Annotated in this window: 15 protein-coding genes; 6 read left to right on the top strand and 9 right to left on the bottom strand. The window is 69.7% G+C overall.

Annotated features, from left to right (window positions below; all coding sequences use genetic code 11):
• Nucleotides 1-265: 265 nt before the first annotated feature.
• Both HNR07_RS14235 and glnA read right to left on the bottom strand, forming a co-directional pair.
• Nucleotides 266-3355, bottom strand: a complete 3090-nt coding sequence (locus HNR07_RS14235; RefSeq protein ID WP_184372018.1) for a bifunctional [glutamine synthetase] adenylyltransferase/[glutamine synthetase]-adenylyl-L-tyrosine phosphorylase — start codon at nt 3353-3355, stop codon at nt 266-268.
• Nucleotides 3356-3534: 179 nt separating this feature from the next.
• On the bottom strand, nt 3535-4959 hold the full coding sequence (glnA, locus tag HNR07_RS14230) for a type I glutamate--ammonia ligase (RefSeq protein ID WP_184365406.1): 1425 nt from the start codon (nt 4957-4959) through the stop codon (nt 3535-3537).
• Between the two features lie 331 nt (nt 4960-5290).
• Between glnA and HNR07_RS14225 the strand changes: the two genes are divergently transcribed.
• From HNR07_RS14225 to HNR07_RS14200, 6 genes are all read left to right on the top strand, one after another.
• The gene (locus HNR07_RS14225; protein ID WP_184365405.1) at nt 5291-5797 is read left to right on the top strand and encodes an RDD family protein; all 507 of its coding nucleotides are present in this window, start codon (nt 5291-5293) and stop codon (nt 5795-5797) included.
• A 224-nt stretch (nt 5798-6021) separates the two neighbouring features.
• Nucleotides 6022-7437: an LCP family protein gene (locus HNR07_RS14220; protein WP_184365404.1), complete on the top strand. Its 1416-nt coding sequence runs from the start codon at nt 6022-6024 to the stop codon at nt 7435-7437.
• Nucleotides 7438-7881: 444 nt separating this feature from the next.
• The gene (locus HNR07_RS14215) at nt 7882-8061 is read left to right on the top strand and encodes a hypothetical protein (RefSeq protein ID WP_184365403.1); all 180 of its coding nucleotides are present in this window, start codon (nt 7882-7884) and stop codon (nt 8059-8061) included.
• 409 nt (nt 8062-8470) lie between these two features.
• Complete coding sequence (locus tag HNR07_RS14210) at nt 8471-9859, top strand: LCP family protein (protein ID WP_449407607.1); 1389 nt, start codon at nt 8471-8473, stop codon at nt 9857-9859.
• 124 nt (nt 9860-9983) lie between these two features.
• Nucleotides 9984-10643, top strand: a complete 660-nt coding sequence (locus tag HNR07_RS14205) for a DUF2975 domain-containing protein (protein ID WP_184365402.1) — start codon at nt 9984-9986, stop codon at nt 10641-10643.
• Entirely contained in the window at nt 10643-10867 is a 225-nt protein-coding gene (locus tag HNR07_RS14200) for a helix-turn-helix domain-containing protein (RefSeq protein ID WP_017581659.1), read from the top strand. The genes HNR07_RS14205 and HNR07_RS14200 overlap by 1 nt, the downstream gene beginning before the upstream one ends.
• A 117-nt stretch (nt 10868-10984) precedes the next feature.
• Here the strand turns inward: HNR07_RS14200 and HNR07_RS14195 are convergent, their stop codons facing one another.
• The 7 genes from HNR07_RS14195 to lpdA all read right to left on the bottom strand — a co-directional run bounded on the left by HNR07_RS14195 (nt 10985) and on the right by lpdA (nt 19113).
• Nucleotides 10985-11701, bottom strand: coding sequence for a DUF4191 domain-containing protein (locus HNR07_RS14195; RefSeq protein ID WP_184365401.1), 717 nt, complete (start codon nt 11699-11701; stop codon nt 10985-10987).
• Between the two features lie 222 nt (nt 11702-11923).
• Nucleotides 11924-12877, bottom strand: a complete 954-nt coding sequence (gene lipA, locus HNR07_RS14190) for a lipoyl synthase (RefSeq protein ID WP_184365400.1) — start codon at nt 12875-12877, stop codon at nt 11924-11926.
• 96 nt (nt 12878-12973) lie between these two features.
• Entirely contained in the window at nt 12974-13678 is a 705-nt protein-coding gene (gene lipB, locus HNR07_RS14185) for a lipoyl(octanoyl) transferase LipB (protein WP_184365399.1), read from the bottom strand.
• A 9-nt stretch (nt 13679-13687) separates the two neighbouring features.
• Nucleotides 13688-14620 (bottom strand): TIGR01777 family oxidoreductase, encoded by a 933-nt coding sequence (locus tag HNR07_RS14180; RefSeq protein WP_184365398.1) that lies wholly within the window; start codon nt 14618-14620, stop codon nt 13688-13690.
• A gap of 431 nt (nt 14621-15051) precedes the next feature.
• A complete protein-coding gene (locus tag HNR07_RS14175; RefSeq protein ID WP_184365397.1) occupies nt 15052-15615 on the bottom strand; it encodes an NADPH-dependent FMN reductase in 564 nt (187 codons plus the stop codon).
• Between the two features lie 208 nt (nt 15616-15823).
• Entirely contained in the window at nt 15824-17614 is a 1791-nt protein-coding gene (gene sucB / locus HNR07_RS14170) for a 2-oxoglutarate dehydrogenase, E2 component, dihydrolipoamide succinyltransferase (RefSeq protein ID WP_246420958.1), read from the bottom strand.
• A gap of 122 nt (nt 17615-17736) precedes the next feature.
• On the bottom strand, nt 17737-19113 hold the full coding sequence (gene lpdA, locus HNR07_RS14165; protein WP_184365395.1) for a dihydrolipoyl dehydrogenase: 1377 nt from the start codon (nt 19111-19113) through the stop codon (nt 17737-17739).
• Between the last annotated feature and the right edge of the window lie 54 nt (nt 19114-19167).

Raw genomic sequence — 19167 nt, 5'->3', positions numbered from 1 at the left:
ACCGTAGGACCCGCACCACCCGCCGGGGTCGCACGACCCCGGCGGTGCGGGCTGGTGGCGCAACACCGCGTACGCGGAAGGAAGCGGGAGACCGTCGTCGAGGCACCCAACTTAGGTTGTGGTGAGACCGTCACGGACCTGCCGGGCAGAAATGTTCGGGATGCTGATGTTCGACCAGAGAATCAGCAACGGGAGGGCTGACCGTCACGGTCATGTTCCCTCCCCCGCCCGCCCGGGTGGCTCCGCCCGGTGCCGCTCAGCCGTCTCAGTCGTCGTAGAAGACCCGCTCCATGACCGCCCGCGCCCGGCGGGTGGTTCGCAGGTAGGCCTCGGTCAGCTGCTCCGCGGGGCCCTCCGGGTCCGGACCCTCCTGGTTCGGGACCTCCTCCTCGGCCTCACCGTCACCGCTGTCGTCGCCGAAGCCCATGGCCTGGGCGAGCGCCGCGCGCACCCGAAGGTCGTGCGGGAGCGAGTCACCGCCCCGGCCGCGCACCAGCATGACCATCCCGCGCACACGCGACGCCAGTCGCCAGGCCTCCTCCAGCACCACACCGTCGTCGGCGGCCAGCAGACCGTGGGCCACCGCCACCGACAGCGTGGACAGTGTCTGGGGGGTGCGCAGGTCCGGGTACTCGTGGGCGTGGCGCAACTGCACCAGCTGCGCCACCCACTCCACGTCCGACAGTCCGCCCCGGCCCAGCTTCGTGTGCAGGGTGGGGTCGGCGCCGCGCGGCAGCCGCTCGGCCTCCATCCGCGCCTTGAGCTTGCGGATCTCCAGTACGGAGGCGGGCTCGATGCCCCCGTCCGGGTAGCGGATGGGGTCGATCAGCGCGATGAACGCCGACCTCAGCCCTTCGTCACCGGCGATCGGCCGGGCCCGTAGCAGGGCCTGGCTCTCCCACACCTGGGACCAGCGGCCGTAGTAGGCGGCATAGGAGTCCAGGGTGCGCACCACCGGTCCGCTCTTGCCCTCCGGCCGCAGGTCCGTGTCCACCTTCAGCGGCGGCTCGGCCTGCGGCATCTCCAGCAGCCGGGCCAGTTCCCGCACGATCGCCAAGGCCTGCTTGGTCGCCGCGCCCGTGTCCACGCCCGGCACGGGGTCGTGCACGTACATGACGTCCGCGTCGCTGGCGTAGGTGAGTTCACCGCCGCCGAACCGGCCCATGGCCACCACGCACACCCGGGTGAGCTCCTCGCCGCCCGCTTCGGCCACCACCTTGGTGTAGGCGGCGCGCAGGGCGGCGTCGATGGTCACCGCGGCGATGCCGGTCAGCGCCCGGCCGACCTCCTCCACCGAGGACACCCCCAGCAGGTCGGCGGCGGCAGTACGCAGCAGCTCACGGCGGCGCAGGGCGCGCACCGCCGACACCGCCTCCTCCGGGGTGTCGTAGCGGCGTAGGGCGGCGTCCGCCTCGGCCATCAGCGACGCGGTCTCCCTGCGCTTGAGGTCGGCGTCGTCGGCCAGCATCGCGACCGCCTCGGGCGCCCGCAGCAGCAGCTCGGTCACGTAGCGGCTGGTGCCCAGCAGCCACGCCATCCGCTCGGCCACCCGCACGTCGTCGCGCAGCAGCCGCAGATACCAGGGTGTGGTGCCCAGGGAGTCGCTGACCTGCCGGAACCCGAGCAGCCCGGCGTCCGGGTCGGGGGAGTCGGCGAACCAGCCCAGCATCACCGGCAGCAGCGTGCGCTGGATGGCCGCCCGCCGGGACAGCCCCGACGTCAGCGACTCCAGGTGGCGCAGCGCCCCGCGCGGGTCCACGAATCCCAGGGCGCCCAGCCGCTCGACCGCCTGGTCGGGGGAGAGCCGGATCTCGTCCTCGGGGAGCTTGGCCACCGCGTTCAGCAGCGGACGGTAGAAGAGCTTCTCGTGCAGGCGGCGCACCTCCGCCGACACCCGCTTGCGGGCCTCGGTCAGCTCGCGCACCGGGTCGGCGGTCAAGCCCAGCGCCCGGCCCAGCTGGCGCAGCTGCGCGGGGCCGTCCGGGGCCTTGGGGTCGGGCAGCAGGTGGGTGCGGCGCAACCGCTCCAGCTGCAGCAGGTGCTCCACCCGGCGCAGGAACCGGTAGGCGTCGGCCAGCCCGGCCGCGTCCTTACGTCCCACGTAGCCGTACTCCGACAGCGCGGCCAGCGCCTGGAGGGTGTTACCGGACCGCAGCCGGTCGTCGGAGCGCCCGTGCACCAGCTGGAGCAGCTGCACGGAGAACTCGATGTCGCGCAGGCCGCCCGGGCCCAGTTTGAGTTCGCGTTCGGCCTGGCCCGCGGGGATGTGCGCCACCACCCGACGGCGCATCGCCTGCACGTCCTCCACGAAGTCCTTGCGCCCGGAGGCCTCCCAGACCAGGGGCGCGATCGCCTCGGTGTACTCCCGGCCCAGGGCCACGTCTCCGGCGATGTGCCGGGCCTTGAGCAGCGCCTGGAACTCCCAGGTCTTGGCCCAGCGCTCGTAGTAGGCCAGGTGCCCGGCCAGGGGTCGCACCAGCGGGCCGTTCTTGCCCTCGGGGCGCAGCGCCGGGTCCACCTCCCACAGGGTGCCCTCGGCGTCGGTCTCCGAGGGGATGCGCATCATCGCGGTGGCCAGCCTGGTGGCCGCGCGCTGGGCCTCCTGCTCGTCGAGGGGAAGGCCGTCCTCGCCCAGGGCGGGCTCGGCCACGAACACCACGTCCACGTCGCTGACGTAGTTCAGTTCCCGGCCGCCGCACTTGCCCATGCCGATGACGCTCAGCCGGCACAGCGCCGCGTCCTCGGGGGCCTCGGCGCGCGCCACCGCCAGCGCCGCGTCCAGCGTGGAGGCGGCCAGGTCGGCCAGCTCCGCGGCGACCTCGTCGACGGTGTTCACCCCGGTCAGGTCCCGCCCGGCCAACCGCAGGACCCGGCGCCGGTAGGCCACCCGCAGCGTGTGGCGGAGCACGGCCGAGGGGGCCTCGTCGGAGCCCAGCCCCAGGGAGAGGTCGGCGACGGGTGCGGCCTCGTCGGGTTGTGCGCCCACGGTGTGCATCAGTCCCCGGCGCAGCTCCTCGGGATCGGGGGTGCGCGAGGCGTCGGCCCCGCGCAGCTCGCGCCAGTCACCGGGGTGCCGTACCAGGTGGTCGGTCAGGGCCGTGCTGGCCCCCAGGAGCCGGCACAGCCGGGTCCGCAGGTCCGCCTCCTCCCGCAGCGCCACCAGCACTTCGTCGGGGTCGGGCGAGGCCTCCAGCAGCCGGAGCAGACCCAGCAGGGCCTGGTCGGGGTCGGCTGCCGCCGCGAGGGAGCCGATCACGTCGGTGTCGGCCCGGGCGTCCAGCCCGGCCTCCGTCACCAGCCGCAGGGCCCGGGTGCTGTCGCTGAAACCGAGCCGGGCGAGCACGCCTGCTGTCATGTTGGTCTTTCCGTCCCTTGCCACGCGTCAACGGTAGCCGTACGCCCGGCATCGCGGCCGTACGGCGGGCCACCGGGTGCCGACCGCGCCGTGACCGCACCTCGACCACACCGCTGACCGGCCCCGGAACCGACTCGGGGCCGGTATCCAGTGCGGATACCGGCCCCGAGGGGTGCTGCTTAGATGTCGTAGTAGAGCTCGAACTCACGCGGGTGCGGGCGCAGGCGCAGGGAGTCGATCTCCTCGGTGCGCTTGAAGTCGATGTAGGTCTCGATCAGGTCCTTGGTGAAGACACCGCCCTCGAGCAGGAACTCGTGGTCGGCCTCCAGGGCCTCCAGGGCCTCGTCCAGGGACGCGGGGACCGTCTCGATGGCCGCGGCCTCGGCCGGGGGCAGCTCGTAGAGGTCCTTGTCGACCGGCTCCGGCGGCTCGATCTTGTTCTTGATGCCGTCCAGGCCCGCCATCAGCATGGCGGAGAAGGCCAGGTACGGGTTGGCCGACGGGTCCGGCACGCGGAACTCGATGCGCTTGGCCTTGGGGTTGGAACCGGTGAGCGGCAGGCGGATGCAGGCCGAACGGTTGCGCTGGCTGTAGACCAGGTTGATCGGGGCCTCGTAGCCCGGCACCAGGCGGTGGAAGGAGTTCACCGTCGGGTTGGTGAAGGCCAGCAGCGCCGAGGCGTGCTTGAGCAGGCCGCCGATGTAGTAGCGGGCCGTGTCCGAGAGCTGGCCGTAGCCGGACTCGTCGAAGAAGAGCGGCTCGCCGTCCTTCCACAGGCTCTGGTGGCAGTGCATGCCGGAGCCGTTGTCGCCGAAGAGCGGCTTGGGCATGAACGTGGCGGTCTTGCCCGCCTCGTTGGCGACGTTCTTGACGATGTACTTGTACAGCTGGACCTTGTCGGCCTGCTGGAGCAGCGTGCCGAACTTGATGCCGATCTCGGCCTGGCCCGCGGTACCGACCTCGTGGTGCTGCAGCTCCACCTCGATGCCGGACTCGATCAGGGTCTGCACCATGTCGGAGCGCAGGTCGCTGTAGTGGTCGACCGGCTCGACGGGGAAGTAGCCGCCCTTGAAGCGCGGACGGTAGCCGCGGTTGCCGCCCTCGATCGCGGAGCCGGTGTTCCAGGCGCCCTCGATGGAGTCGATCTCGTAGTAGCCGGTGTTCGCACGCGTCTCGAACTTGACGTCGTCGAAGATGTAGAACTCGGCCTCGGGGCCGAAGAACGCGGTGTCCGCGACGCCCGAACCCTTGAGGTAGGCCTCGGCCTTGCGGGCGACGTTACGCGGGTCGCGGCTGTACGACTCCAGCGTGAGCGGGTCGTGGACGAAGAACGTCATGTTCAGCGTCTTGTGCTTGCGGAACGGGTCCAGGACGCCGGTGCTCAGGTCGGGGAGCAGCAGCATGTCGGACTCGTGGATGGCCTGGAAGCCGCGGATCGAGGAGCCGTCGAACATCTGGCCGTCGGTGAAGGTGGACTCGTCCACGTTCTGGATCGGGAGGGTGACGTGGTTCACGCCTCCGAACAGGTCCGTGAATCGGACGTCGAGGAACTTGACGTCCTCGTCTCGGATGTAGGCGAGTACCTCGTCGGCGCTGCTGAACAAAACGGAACCTCCGTGCAGGTGGCTGAGACGGCGGGTCCGTGGTCCGCTTCGTCGCGGACATGTCGGACCAACGCGCCGTCTCCCGGCTTCTTTGTCGAAGCTAGGAGCGCGTGATTTCCACGCGGTGTCTCGATTGTTTCCTGCATGTTACGGAGCTGTCCGTTTTCGCAGACCAAGGCGGTTGACCCGGTGATTCCGCCTGTTTCATGGTGAAATCAGGGCGCATCGACCTCCTCGGTGTGACGGGGGACACGGTCGTCTCCCTGTCGCGTCACAGCGCTCGCGCGGGCCCGCGCGCAGGGTGCGCTGGGCGGCGGATAACGTGAAAACCATGAGCGACAAGAGTCGGAGCGGTCCCCCCGCGCCTCCTGAAGACGACTTCCGTTACCGGGGCAACCGGCTCGGCCTGCCCGAGGAAGGCACCGGTTCGGTGCCCGGAGTGGTGCGCCGCCTGGTCGGACTCGCTCTGGACTGGGGCATCTCCGCGATGCTCGTGTGGGGCGCGATCAACCTCGGCCTGATCGGGCAGGAGGTCGCGGCGGCCGCGGCCGCGGGCGGTGAGCCCGAGGCCCTGGCGCTCACCAACTTCACCACCCTTTCCACCCTGGTGGTGTTCGCGGCGATGAACATCCTTCTGCTGACCCTGTTCGGTACAACGATCGGGCGGCGGATCGTCGGGGTCGGTATCACCGCGACCGGGGAGCGCGGCTGGCCCTGGTTCGTGTCGATGGCCCTGCGCACCCTGCTGTTGTGCCTGGTGATCCCGGCCGTGGTCTACGACCGTGACACCCGTGGTCTACACGACCGCGCCGCGGGGACGATCGCGACCCGCTACTGACCGCTCACCAGTGGTACCGAAGCCCGCTCCCGCGTGGTTTCGAGCCGTGCGCACCCTTTCCGAGCTGCTGTTAGCATCCGTTCACGGTATTTTCGCAGGGGCCCCGCGACCTCGGGCCGTGTCCTTTCACGTTTCCCCGCCTTCGGGCGGAATCCGCGCCTGGGACACGCCCTGGCTGCCCTGACCCCGCCCCCTCAGGTCTCACCGCACCCTCGAAGGTTCGCATGGCTGGAAGACGCTCCGCCCCCCACACCTCAGGCGCCCTGAGCGCCGCCCGGCTGTCCGCCGGCCAGTGGATCGCCTGTGTGGCCACCGCCCTGGCCATCATCGCGAGTCTGGGCGGTTACGGCTGGTACCAGGGCCTGATCGGTAACATCACGACCGCCCAGGTGGACACCGACGAGTGGGACCGGCCCACGAGCGTTGAGGGGGTGATGAACCTCCTGATCATCGGCTCGGACGTGCGCTCGGGGGAGAACGCCGACTACGGCGACGCCGAGGGTGAGCGGCCCGACACGATGCTCATCGCGAGCATCAACGTGGACAACGGCGCCGCCACCCTGGTGAACCTGCCCCGCGACCTGATGGTCGACCTGCCCGACTGCGAGGCGGTGGAGGGGTACGAGGGCATGTCGGCTCAGCACGGCATGATCAACTCCGCGATGAACTTCGGCGGGGTGGGCTGCCAGTGGAAGGTCGTCGAGCAGGTCACCGGGGTGCATCTGGACCACTTCGTGATGATGGACTTCGGCGGGTTCAAGGACATGGTGGACGCCATCGGCGGTGTGGAGATGTGCATCCCCGAGCCGATCGACGACGTCAAGGCCCATCTGAAGCTGGACGCCGGGCTGCAGACCCTGGACGGTGAGGACTCGCTGGGGTTCGTGCGCTCGCGCTACGCCCAGGGCGACGGCAGCGACCTGTCCCGGATCGACCGCCAGCAGGAGTTCATGGGCGCGATGCTGCGCGAGGTGCTCAGCAGCGACGTGATGACCAGCCCCATCACCATCACCAACTTCCTCGGCGCGGTCACCGACTCCATCACCACCGACGACGACCTCACCGTGGACACCATGGCCGACATCGCGATCTCCATGCGCGAGGTCGACCTGGACCGGGTCCAGTTCGTCACCGTCCCCAACGGGGAGCATCCCGCGGACAAGAACCGCATCATCATGAGCGACGCGGCTCCCGCGCTGTTCGAGGCGATCAACAACGGCGTGGACCTGGCCGGTGGAGACGACGAGGACGAGGAGAAGGCCGACGACGGCGCGCCGTCCCCCGGTGACATCTCGGTGGAGGTCGTCAACAACACCGGGATCGAGGGCCTGGCCCTGGAGATCCAGGCGGTCCTGGTCGACGACGGCTACGTGGTCACCGGCACGGGCAACCCGGAGCTGCGCGCCCCCGAGTTCACCACCGTCTACCACGGCCCGGGCGGGGAGGCCGCGGCCGAACTGCTCGCCGGTGAGCTGAGCAACGCCGTGACCGAGGAGGTCGAGGGCCTGGAGCAGACCCTCGAACTGGTCGCCGGGGCCGACTGGAACGGCTTCGACACCGGCTCCTCGTCCGAGAGCGAGCTGTCCATCACCGACGACCTCGGTGGCAAGACCGCCGAAAAGAAAGAAAGCGCCTGCTAGGGCATTACTTTCCAGCGTATTCAGCCGCGCATTCCGGCGGGCCCTTCGAGGGCCCGCCGGTTTTCTTTTCCGTCCATCGCTCAGGACCCCCGAAGAGGCGGTTCGCCGTTCCTCCGTGCGGGCGGTCTTTCCCGAACAACGTCCTGTTGTCTTTCTGGGGAATCCCCTTCCCCAGCGGAGAACCCCATGCGGAGTGAACTGCCCCCCGGGGGCGGGGCCCGCGCTGGCCCCGTCGCGGTCGCCGAGGCGCCACCCGTCGGCTCCGATGTGGGGCTGCTGGCTGGTGCCTGCCCGCACCGGCCCGCGGCCACCACCGAACCGGCCCGTGCTTTGCGTTCGTCATGGTTCGACGCCCTGTGTCCGCTAGTGGTTCGCCACTCCCACTCCAGCCCCGGAAAGGGCGCCATGTTCAGGAATGACCCCCCAAACTCCACTCGGCTGCGTGTGTCTCTGACTGCTGCCGCCACCGCCCTGTGCGTCGGACTCGTGGCCCTCGGCTGTGCCGGGCCGGAGAGCGTCAGGCTCGAACCCGAACTGCCTGAGGACGCGCAGGGCCCGGCCCCGGGGGCGGACGAGGAGATGGCGGCGGTTCTGGAACGGGCCGTGGAACTCACCGGGGCGTGAGGGCGTCAGATACGGGAGACGGCTTCGGTAGTGGTCGCGGAAAACGTATGACGTGCCGGTAGTGCCTTTCCGTCTTCGTCTCCGGACGCGTCTTCCGTGAATTTCCGTCGGCACTCCTCGCTTTCCCGTGGGGGAGTTGTTCGCCACCAGTGGTGATCACGCGCGGTCGCCGAATTCCCGCGGGAGCTGTTCGTCGGTTCGGGGTGGGCGATCGCCCACCCCGAACCGACGGCCGTGATCTGACGCACCGAGACCGGTCCGGTACCATCCGGTGGGTTACGTCCGGGTAGTCGCACGGTTCCCTCCCGCCGCGGCGCCCCTCACCGGGCGGCAACTCTCCTCTCATGTCCCAGATCGGATCGCAGGTGCCCTCTTGGCCCCAAGAAACGTGTCTACGGCCGCCGCCAAGATGAGCCTTGGCAAGTGGGCGGCGTGCGCGATGACCGGCGTGGTCATCGCCGGGAGCCTGGCCGGCTACACCGTCTACCAGGACGTCTTCGGTATCGCCACGGCCGACGTCGACCCCGACGGCTGGGGCGACCGGCCCGCCCAGGTGGACGGACTGCACAACATCCTGCTCCTGGGCACCGACGAGCGCGCGGGGGACGACGCCAGCTACAACGAGCTCAACGGCATCCGCCCCGACGTCCTCGTGGTCGTCAGCATCGATGTCGACCGGGGCGGGGTGACCATGGTCAACCTGCCGCGCGACACGATGGTCGAGATCCCGCCGTGCGAGGGCGGCGGGGAGGGCGGCGGTTGGAACGGCGGCGTCGACCAGGTCAACCACGCCATGGTCTACGGGGGGATGGACTGCCAGGGCAACACCGTGGAGACGGTCACCGGCATCCACCTGGACCACATGGTCATGGTGGACTTCGCCGGGTTCGAGAACATCGTCGACGCTGTCGGGAACATCGAGATGTGCGTCCCCGAGCCGATCGACGACCCCAAGGCGCACCTGCAGCTGGACGCCGGACTCCAGGAGCTCAACGGCGAACAGGCCCTGGGCCTGGCACGCTCTCGGGAGAGCACGGAGACCGGTAGCGACCTGGACCGGATCGAGAACCAGCAGCGCATGATCGGTGCCATCCTGCGCGAGGTCACCGACGGCGAGGTCCTGTCCAGCCCCAGCAGTCTCTACGGCTTCCTGGACTCGATCACCGACAGCCTCACGACCGACAGCGGCTTCACCGTGGACAAGATGACCGAACTGGCCATCGCCATGCGTGAGGTGGACCTGGGCCGGATGAACATGGTCACCGCCCCGGTCGTGGAGTACCCCCCCAATGACAACAAGGTGATGCTGGACGAGGTACCGGCGCAGGAGCTGTTCGCGGCGGTGGCCGCCGGCGAGCTGACCGAGGGGGACGACGGGGGGACGGACGAGGAGGAGTCCGGGGGCGGCGTCGAACCCTCCGACGTGTCCCTGCGGGTGCTCAACAACACCGGCATCGACGGGCTGGGTAGTGAGATCGAGCAGTTGCTGTCGGCGGAGGGCTTCGTCGTGACCGAGGCCACCAACCCCGAACCGGGCGCACCCGACGCGACCACCGTCTACCACGGCCCCGACCGGGCCGAGCACGCGGAGGTCCTGGCCGATGCCCTGGCGGTCGCCGATGTGGTCGAGGAGCCCTCACTGGGCGAGGAGTTGGAACTGGTCATGGGCGGGGTCGACTGGGGCGGTCTGGCCACCACCGCGAGCGAGGGCGAGGACGAGGGCGAAGGCGGCGGAGGCGCCTCACTGGACGACCTCGAGTCCACCTCGGCCGCCGAGGACACGGTCAGCTGCTCCTGAGCCCGCTGGCGCCCGTGTGACGCCTCTCCAGGGGGCGGTGACCCGGTCGGGTCACCGCCCCTTTGCCATGTGTGCTTCTTATCGTTTATCGTTAATATCGATAATCGATAAGATAGAGGTGGGCATGCCGTCTCCACACCGTCCCCGGATCCGCTGGACTCGAGCGGATTCGCTGCTCCTCCAGGGCACTCTGTTCCTGGTGCTGCTCCTGTTGGCCCTGTCCTTCGGGGCCACCGTCCTATGGATCCTGCCGGTGATATCGGTCGGGGCCATGGAATGGATGAACCAGATCACCGTCCACCACACGTCCGAGGTCGCCCGGGCGGTGCCCGACCTGACGCTCCTGAGCGAGGACGTCAGCGTGCGCGGTACTGACACGCTGGTGCTCGTGTTCGAGAACCCCGACACCCTCGAACGCCTTCTGCTGGCGCTTCCCGCGCTCGTGCAGCAGGCCCTCGGGCTGTTCGTGGTCTACCTGGTACTGCGGGTGCTCCAGGGCCTGGGCTCCGGGGACCCGTTCGTGCCCGCCAACGTGCGCCGTGTCTACGCCGTGGCCTTTGCGGTCCTCGTCGGCTCACTGGTGCTGCCCCTGGTGGAGGCCGTCGCCAACACCGCCCTGTGGGCCGACCGGGTTCCGGCCGACGAGGTGGCGCTGCTCGCCTTCGACCTGGGGCTGGGCTCGGGGCCGGTGATCGGGGTCCTGGTCGGGCTGCTTCTGGCCTCCCTCGCCGAGGTCTTCCGGCGCGGCGCCAGGATGCGCGAAGACGTCGAAGGGCTGGTCTGATGCCGCCGGAGGAGGCCACCGGTATCCGGATTCACCTGGACAAGCTCCTGGCCGAGCGGGGTATGACGCTCACCGAACTCGCGGAGCGGGTGGGCGTCAGCGTCGTGAACCTGTCCGTGCTCAAGAACGACCGCGCCAAGGCGATCCGCTTCTCCACGCTGGCCGCGCTCTGCCGAGTGCTGGAGTGCCAGCCGGGAGACCTCATCAGCCACGAGAGGGACTGAACGGGGCCGCCGGGCGTGGCCCCCGCGCACCCGGACCCAACACACGCGAACGGGGCCGGCGCACCCTGGAACGACCCAGGTGCGCCGGCCCCGTCGGGTCCGCCGGGAGGGGGCGGCTCAGCCTCCGGCCTTGTTGCCGCGCATGCCCTTGGGCAGCTTGGCCCCCTTGGGCATGGGCCCCTTGGGCATCTGCATCGCGGCGGGCAGCGCCTTAAGCCGGTAGTTCAGCTCGGCGGTGCCGGACTTGTCCAGGTTGCGGGGCAGCTTGACCAGCGTGCGCTGGAGCTTGGACACCGGCACCTGGCCCTCGCCGTTACCGACCTTGAAGTCGTAGATGGGGGTGTCGTGGGCGACACGGGCGACGCGCTTCTTCTCCCCGGCCATCAGGCCCTTGAGGCGACCGGGGTCGCCCTCGCCGACCAGGACCACACCGGGACGGCCCACCACGCGGTGGACGACGTCCATCTGCTTGTTGGCGGCCACGCCCGGCTCGACCACCCAGTTGCCGCGCATGTTCTCCAGGATCGCCATACCGGCGCCCAGGCGCCCGTCCAGCATCTGGTACTGCACGCGCTGGGCGGCGCGGGTGAACATGATGAAACCGACCAGGAACGCGACCGGCAGACCGGTCAGCGGCCAGATGATCCAGGAACCGGTCCAGATACCGATACCGATGAAGACGGCGAAGATCAGGATCGCCACGCTGACCGCGATCGGGATCGTACGCGGGCTCTGCTTGTGCACGACCTTGGCGACCATGCCGATCTGCTTCAACCGGCCCGGCTGCTTCTCGCCACCCTTACCGGCGGTCGTGTTGTCGGACTTCTTCGCCATCGTGCTTTCAGGCAGCGCACACCGAACGGATCGGCGGGGAAGGAGATCCCTGTGCTGCCTTGCCTCCTCTTCGCGATCGACCTACGGTGCGGCGCCCTCTGGCGCCGCTGGGGCGTGCCCGGCGCCATGGAGACACCAGGATATGCGTCCGGACCCCGGGATGCGGAACGGTGGCCCTGGGGCCACCGTTCCAGGTTGGTCACGACTCGGGTTAATCAGCCGTTATGCGTTGCTTGTGGCTTGTGCTGCCTCGGCGTCCCGCTTCTCGCGGGCCTGCTTGTACAGGGTTCCGGCGCGGTAGGACGAGCGCACGAGCGGGCCGGACATGACCCCGGCGAAGCCGATCTCCTCGGCCTCCTTGCCCAGCTCCACGAACTCCTGCGGCTTCACCCAGCGGTCGATCGGGTGGTGCAGCTTGGAGGGGCGCAGGTACTGGGTGATGGTCAGCAGGTCGCAGCCGGCCTCGTGCAGGTCGCGCATGGCCTCGCTGACCTCCTCACGGGTCTCGCCCATGCCCAGGATCAGGTTCGACTTGGTGACCAGACCGGCCTCGCGGGCCATGGTGATGACCTTGAGGGAGCGCTCGTAGCGGAAACCCGGGCGGATGCGCTTGAAGATCCGCGGTACGGTCTCCACGTTGTGCGCCAGGACCTCCGGGCGCGAGCTGAAGACCTCGGCCAGCTGGTCGGGGTCGGCGTTGAAGTCCGGGATGAGCAGCTCGACGCCGCCACCGGGGTTGAGCTCGTGGATCTTGCGGACCGTCTCGGCGTAGAGCCAGGCGCCGCCGTCCTCGAGGTCGTCGCGGGCCACGCCGGTGACGGTGGCGTAGCGCAGCTCCATCTTCTGGACGGAGGTGGCGACCTTGGTCGGCTCCAACTTGTCCAGGGGGCTCGGCTTGCCCGTGGCGATCTGGCAGAAGTCGCAGCGCCGGGTGCACTGGTCACCGCCGATGAGGAAGGTGGCCTCGCGGTCCTCCCAGCACTCGTAGATGTTGGGGCAGCCCGCCTCCTGGCACACGGTGTGCAGGCCCTCGCCCTTGACCAGGGACTGGAGCTCGGTGTACTCCGGCCCCATGTGCGCCTTGATCTTGATCCACGGCGGCTTTCTCTCGATGGGGGTCTCGCTGTTGCGCGCCTCCACGCGCAGCAGCTTGCGGCCCTCAGGAGCGATGGTCAACGCGAACCCGTTCCCTTCTGTACCCCTTGACGGGGACCCTCGCGCCCCTTGTGGGGGCGACACGTCCCGATGGGGACTGGCTCATGGTGTGGTCTGTCATCCCAGGGCGGTGGCGTCGGAGAGCATTCCGCTGCCGTCGGTGTGGCTGTACTCCGCCGCGCCCAGGACGTCGGCCAGGTGCCGTTCGAGACGCGGCCGTGCGTCGGTGACGGTGACGGCGCGCCCCAGTTCGTTGGTGAGCGAGGTGACCCCCGCGTCGGAGATCCCGCAGGGGACGATCCGGTCGAACCACGACATGTCATTATCGCAGTTCAACGCCAGGCCGTGCATACCGACCCCACGGGCGATGCGGCAGCCGATCGCGGCGATCTTGCGCTCGGTCAGTCCGCGCTCGGGATCGGCGTCCAGCCAGACCCCGGTGCGGCCCTCGACCCGGCGGCCGGTGAGGCCGTAGTCGGCGAGCGTGCGGATGATCGCCTCCTCGAGCATGCGCACGTAGGCGATCACGTCGATCGGGTCCGGCAGCTTGACGATGGGGTACACCGTGAGCTGGCCGGGACCGTGCCAGGTGATCTTCCCGCCCCGGTCGATGTCCACGACGGGAGCACCGGGGTCGGTGATGGGACGATCCCATCTCCCGGTGCGCTTGCCCGCCGTGTAGACGGGTTCGTGCTCCAGGAAGAGGACCGTATCGGCCACCTCATCGGCGACGCGGCTCTGGTGGAGCCGTTTCTGGAGATCCCAGCCCTGGTGGTACGGGACGGGAGTGTCGCCCAGCCATGCGTAAACGAGATCACTCACACCACCAACCTACCTCCCGGCGGGAGGGGCGGGTCTGGGCAGGATGTCGGAAAGCGCACTGTCGACGGTGGGTAGGAGGAAGGAATACCCCGCCTCCTCCAGGCGTTTCGGCCGCGCCCTGAGGTCGATCAGGGCGGTCTCCTCCGCGAAGTCCCCCAGCGCCGCGCGCATCGCCGTCGCCGGAACCGGAAGGATGGTCGGACGTCCCAGGGCCCGACCGAGCGCCTCGGTGAAGGCGGCGTTGGTGACCGGTTCGGGCGCGCACATGTTCACCGGACCGGTGATCTCGGGCCGCTCCAGCAGGAACCGGATCGCGCCGATCTGGTCGACCAGCGCGATCCAGGTCATGTACTGCGCCCCCGAGCCCAGCCGCCCGCCCAGCCCGAGCCGCCACAGCGGCAGCAGATGCCGGAGCAGCCCGCCGGAACGGGCCAGCACCACGGCCGTGCGCAGGTGCGCCACGGACAGCCCCGCCTCCTCGGCGGGGGCGGTGGCCGCCTCCCAGTCCCGGCACACCCCGGCCAGGAAACCCTTGCCGGGCGGACTCTCCTCGGTGGCCACGCTTCCGCCCGTGTCCCCGTAGAAGTGCATCCCCGAGGCGCTGAGAAGGCGGGGAGGGGGCGTGGACATCCCGGCCAGGGCCTGGGAGAGGGTCTGGGTGCCGCGGACCCTGCTGCGGCGGATGGCGGTCTTGCGCTGCCGGGTCCACAGGGTGGGGCCGATCGGTTCGCCCGCCAGGTGGACCACGGCGTCGGCGTCCTGGAGGGCGACGGTGTCCACGCGCCCCTGCTCGGCCCGCCACTCGGCCTCCTCCAACCGGGGAACCCGGGTGTCCCGGGGCAGTCGGCGCACCAACCGCACCACCGTGTGCCCGTCCTCGAGCAGGGAGTCCGTCAACGCCCCGCCGATCAGTCCGGTCGCACCCGTGATCGCCACTCTCATGAGGAGGTGTCTACCCGCCCAGCCGTACTTTCAGCACCGGTGGGCTGCCTGCTCTCGCCCGGCCCTGGAGCAGGCCCGGAAGTTTTCTCGGCTTTTTCGGCGAAAGCACTGCGCGGAGGGGGCGGGTCTTCTAGGTTGAGTGTGGGACATGGAACTCCGCGTCAGCGCGGGGCTACCGTGGGCGACGCCCTGTCGGGCTGGCTGGGGCTCGCTTACCCGCAGACCTTTGATGATGGGGATCATCAGGGGATGGTGATTGGTGGGGTAGAAAGACGGGGCGGTGCCGTTCAGGCGCCGCCCCGTCCACCTTTTCGGCCTCTGAGGGCACTGGCGGGGTCCTACGGGCGCCGGAGGCGGGATTGCCCGGGAAGTCCTGTCGGTCGCCGGGCCGTCCGTCGAGGGCGGTGGCGGGCGACGGAAAGCAAGCGCGGCTAGCCCGGGAACGGGCGGCGGGTCCGGGCCTCGCGCAGGGACAGGGCCCACCAGACCAGTTGGTCGAGCATCTCCTCGACCGCGTCCTCCGCGCCCCGCAGCTCCGCCACGGGCGCTCCCTCGGGGCCGAACATCCGCTGTGCGTTGTGCAGGCTCACCGAGGTGCGCACCGACGTCACGTGCAGTTCGGCGAAGACCGCTCGCAGCTGCTCCACGGCGCGTAGGCCGCCGGACATGCCGCCGTAGGAGACGAACGCGACCGGTTTGGCGAACCACTCCTTGCGCGCGGTGTCGATCGCGCTCTTGAGCGGTCCGGGATAGCCGTGGTTGTACTCCGGGGTCACCACCACGAACCCGTCCGCGGCGGCGATGCGCGAGGGGAACGAGTCCGAGGACGTGCCGTGGCCGTCGCCCAGGTCGAGTCCGGCCACGTCCAGCACGTCGAGGGTCACGCCCTCGCGGGAGGCGGCCCGGTCGAGGAACCAGTTGGAGACCACGGGTCCGGTGCGGCCGTTGAGGTTGCCGCCCAGGACGACCGTGATCCGAAGGTTCTCCTGCTGCATGTGGTTCCTCGTCTGGGGCTGTCCGGGGCATGGGTTCCGCGGGGGTGTGTCCACGGTAGAACGTCAAGTGAGGTTGAGGTCAACCCGGAGGCCGTTACCGGACGGGAGACCGTCGTCACGCGTACCCGAACGAGAAGCGGCCCGGGCCGGGCACCGTCGCACGGTGCCCGGCCCGGGCCGAGGAAAACTCCCCTGGCGGGGACCCGGGTCAGGACAGACCCAGGTCACCCTCGAAGGCGCCCTCTTCCAGGCGCTCCTTCACGGTCTGCAGGAAGCGGCCGGCGTCGGCGCTGTCGATCAGACGGTGGTCGTGCGCCATCGACAGGTAGACCATCGACCGGACCGCGATGACCTCGCCGCCCATGGCCTCGTCCTCGACGACGACCGGGCGCTTGACGACCGCGCCGGTCTCCAGGATCGCGACCTGCGGCTGGTTGATGATCGGCGTGCCGAACAGCGCACCGGTGTGGCCGGTCTCGGAGATCGAGAACGTGCCGCCGCCCAGCTCGTCCGGGCCGAGCTTGCCGGTGTGGGCGCGCTCGGTCAGGTCGGTGAGGCCGCGGGCCAGGCCGCCGAGGTTCAGCGAACCGGCGTCCTTGACCACCGGGGCGAGCAGGCCGCGCTCGGTGTCCACCGAAACGGCCAGGTTCTCGACGTCGTGGTAGGTCACCGTCTGGTCGGCGGCGTTGATCACCGCGTTGACCTTCGGGTGGGCCTTGAGGGCCTCCACCGCGGCCTGCGCGAAGAACGGGAAGAAGCTCAGCTCCACGCCCTCGCGCTTGGCGAAGTCGGCGCCGACCTGGTCGCGCAGGCGCGCGATCTTGCTGACGTCGACCTCGATGACCTGGGTGGTCGTGGCGGACACGCGCAGCGACTCGACCATGCGGTCCGCGATGGACTTGCGCAGACGGCTCAGCTTCTCGGTGCGACCGCGCACCGAGGTGTCCGAGGTGACCTTGCGCGGGGCCGCGGCGGCCGAACGCTGGGCCTCGGCGGCCTTGAGCACGTCCTGCTTGCGGATACGACCGCCCACGCCGGTGCCGGAGACGCGGCTCAGGTCGACGCGGTGCTCGCCCGCGAGCTTGCGGACCAGCGGGGTCACGTACGCCTCGGTCACGGCGTCGGTGCCGGAGGCCTGGCCGGTGCCGCTGAGCGTCTCGATGTCCACCGACGGGGCGCCAGCGTCCTGCTCACGTGCGGCGGGAGCAGGTGCGGACTGGGCGGCCGGGGCGGGCTCGGGCTCGCTCTTGGGCTCGGGCTCGCTCTTGGCCTCGGCCTCGGGCTCACTCTTGGGCTCGGCCTCGGGCTCACTCTTGGGCTCGGCCTCGGGCTGGGCCGTGGCGGCGGAACCGGAGCCGCCGCCGATGATCGCGATCTCGGTGCCGATCTCCACGGTCTCGTCTTCCTCGACGAGGATCTTGGTGAGTACACCGGCCACCGGGGACGGGATCTCGGTGTCCACCTTGTCGGTGGAGACCTCGAGGAGCGGCTCGTCCTCCTCGACGGTGTCGCCGACGCTCTTCAGCCACTGGGTGATGGTGCCCTCGGTGACGCTCTCACCCAGGGCGGGGATGGTCACGGAGGTACCGGGACCGTCGGAGTCGGAACCACCGGAGGCCGGGGCCTCGGGAGCGGGCTCGGGCTTGGCCTCCTGAGCGGGCTCCTCGGCCTCGGGCTCCTCGGCCGCCGGGGCGGCCTCGGGCTCGGCCTCGGGCTCGGCCTCCTGAGCGGGCTCCTCGGCGGTGGGCGCGGCGTCGGCGTCGGCGTCGGCGCTGTCACCCTCACCGCCGATGACCGCGATCTCCGCGCCGATCTCCACGGTCTCGTCCTCGTCGACGAGGATCTTGGTGAGTACACCGGCCACCGGGGACGGGATCTCGGTGTCCACCTTGTCGGTGGAGACCTCAAGGAGCGGCTCGTCTACCTCGACGGTGTCGCCCACGTTCTTCAGCCACTGGGTGACGGTCCCCTCGGTGACGCTCTCACCCAGGGCGGGCATGGAAACGGAAGTCGGCATGAGTTCCTCGTTGGATCTGGACGCGGTACCTGCCCAGGCCTTGATGGGCAGCGCGGATGTGTACGGGGGCGGGCCCGTGGGGCCCGCCCCCGGGGGTGAAGCGGTCAGTCGTGAACGTGCAGCGGCTTGCCCGCCAGCGCGAGGTGCGCCTCGCCCAGTGCCTCCGACTGGCTCGGATGCGGGTGGATCAGCTGCGCCACCTCGGAGGGCAGGGCCTCCCAGTTGTAGATCAGCTGCCCCTCGGCGATGAGCTCGCCGACACGGCTGCCGACCATGTGGACGCCCAGCACGGGGCCGTCCTTCTCGGCGATGACCTTGATCGCGCCCTGGGTCTGCAGGATCTGGCTCTTGCCGTTGCCCGCCAGGTTGTAGTTCATCTCGACGACGTCGTGACCGCGTTCCTTGGCCACCTTGGTGGTGAGACCGACGGAGGCGACCTCAGGCTCACAGTACGTGACGCGGGGAACACCGTCGTAGTCGATCGCGGGCGGGTTCTGCCCGGCGATGTGCTCGGCGACGAAGATGCCCTCGGCGAAGCCGACGTGCGCGAGCTGGAGGGTCGGGATGAGGTCGCCGACGGCGTAGACGTTGCCCACGCCGGTGTGCAGGTTCTCGTCGACCTGGACGAAACCGCGGTCCAGGGTGATGCCCTGCTCCTCGTAGCCCAGGCCCTCGGAGACCGGGCCGCGGCCGATGGCGACCAGCAGGACCTCGGCCTCGAGGGTCTTGCCGCCCTGGAGGGTCACGACCACGCCGGAGTCGGTGGTCTTGACCGACTCGAACGGGGTGCCCAGCTCGGACTTGATCTTCCGCTTGCGGAAGGCGCGCTCCAACAGCTTGGAGCTGGACTCCTCCTCGACGGGGACCAGGTGCTTGAGGGCCTCGACGATGGTGACGTCGGCGCCGTAGGAGCGCCACACGCTGGCGAACTCCACGCCGATCACGCCGCCGCCCAGGACGATGACGGACTCGGGGACGCGTCCGAGCTCCATGGCCTGGTCGCTGGTCATGACCTTCTCGCCGTCGATCTCCAGACCCAGGGTCTTGGGCTTGGAGCCGGTCGCCAGGAGGATGTTCTTCCCCTTGAAGACCTTGCCGTCGACGGTGACCTCGTCCTTGCCGGTGAGCTTGCCCTCACCCTCGACGACGGTGATCTTGCGGGACTTGATCAGCCCGCTCAGGCCCTTGTGGAGGCCGCTGATCACCTTGTCCTTGTACTTGTGCACGGCCTCGATGTCGATGCCCTCGAAGGTGGCCCTGACACCGAAGTTCTCGCTCTCCTTGGCGGAGTCGGCGACCTCGGCCGAGTGCAGGAGGGCCTTGGTGGGGATACAGCCGCGGTGCAGGCAGGTGCCGCCGAGCTTGTCTTTCTCGATCAGGACGACGCTCATGTCCAGCTCGGCGGCGCGCAGTGCCGCCGCGTAGCCGCCGCTGCCGCCGCCAAGGACGACGAGGTCGAAGGTGCCGCCGCTCTCACTCACGGGAACGAACTCCTAGTTGTGGTGGCTGGTGATGGGTGGTGGAAGACCGCGGTC

The organism is Nocardiopsis metallicus, from assembly GCF_014201115.1.
Taxonomy (GTDB): domain Bacteria; phylum Actinomycetota; class Actinomycetes; order Streptosporangiales; family Streptosporangiaceae; genus Nocardiopsis; species Nocardiopsis metallicus.
Note: the sequence above shows the minus strand (reverse complement) of the source record. Positions and strands in the feature narration are given on the sequence as shown.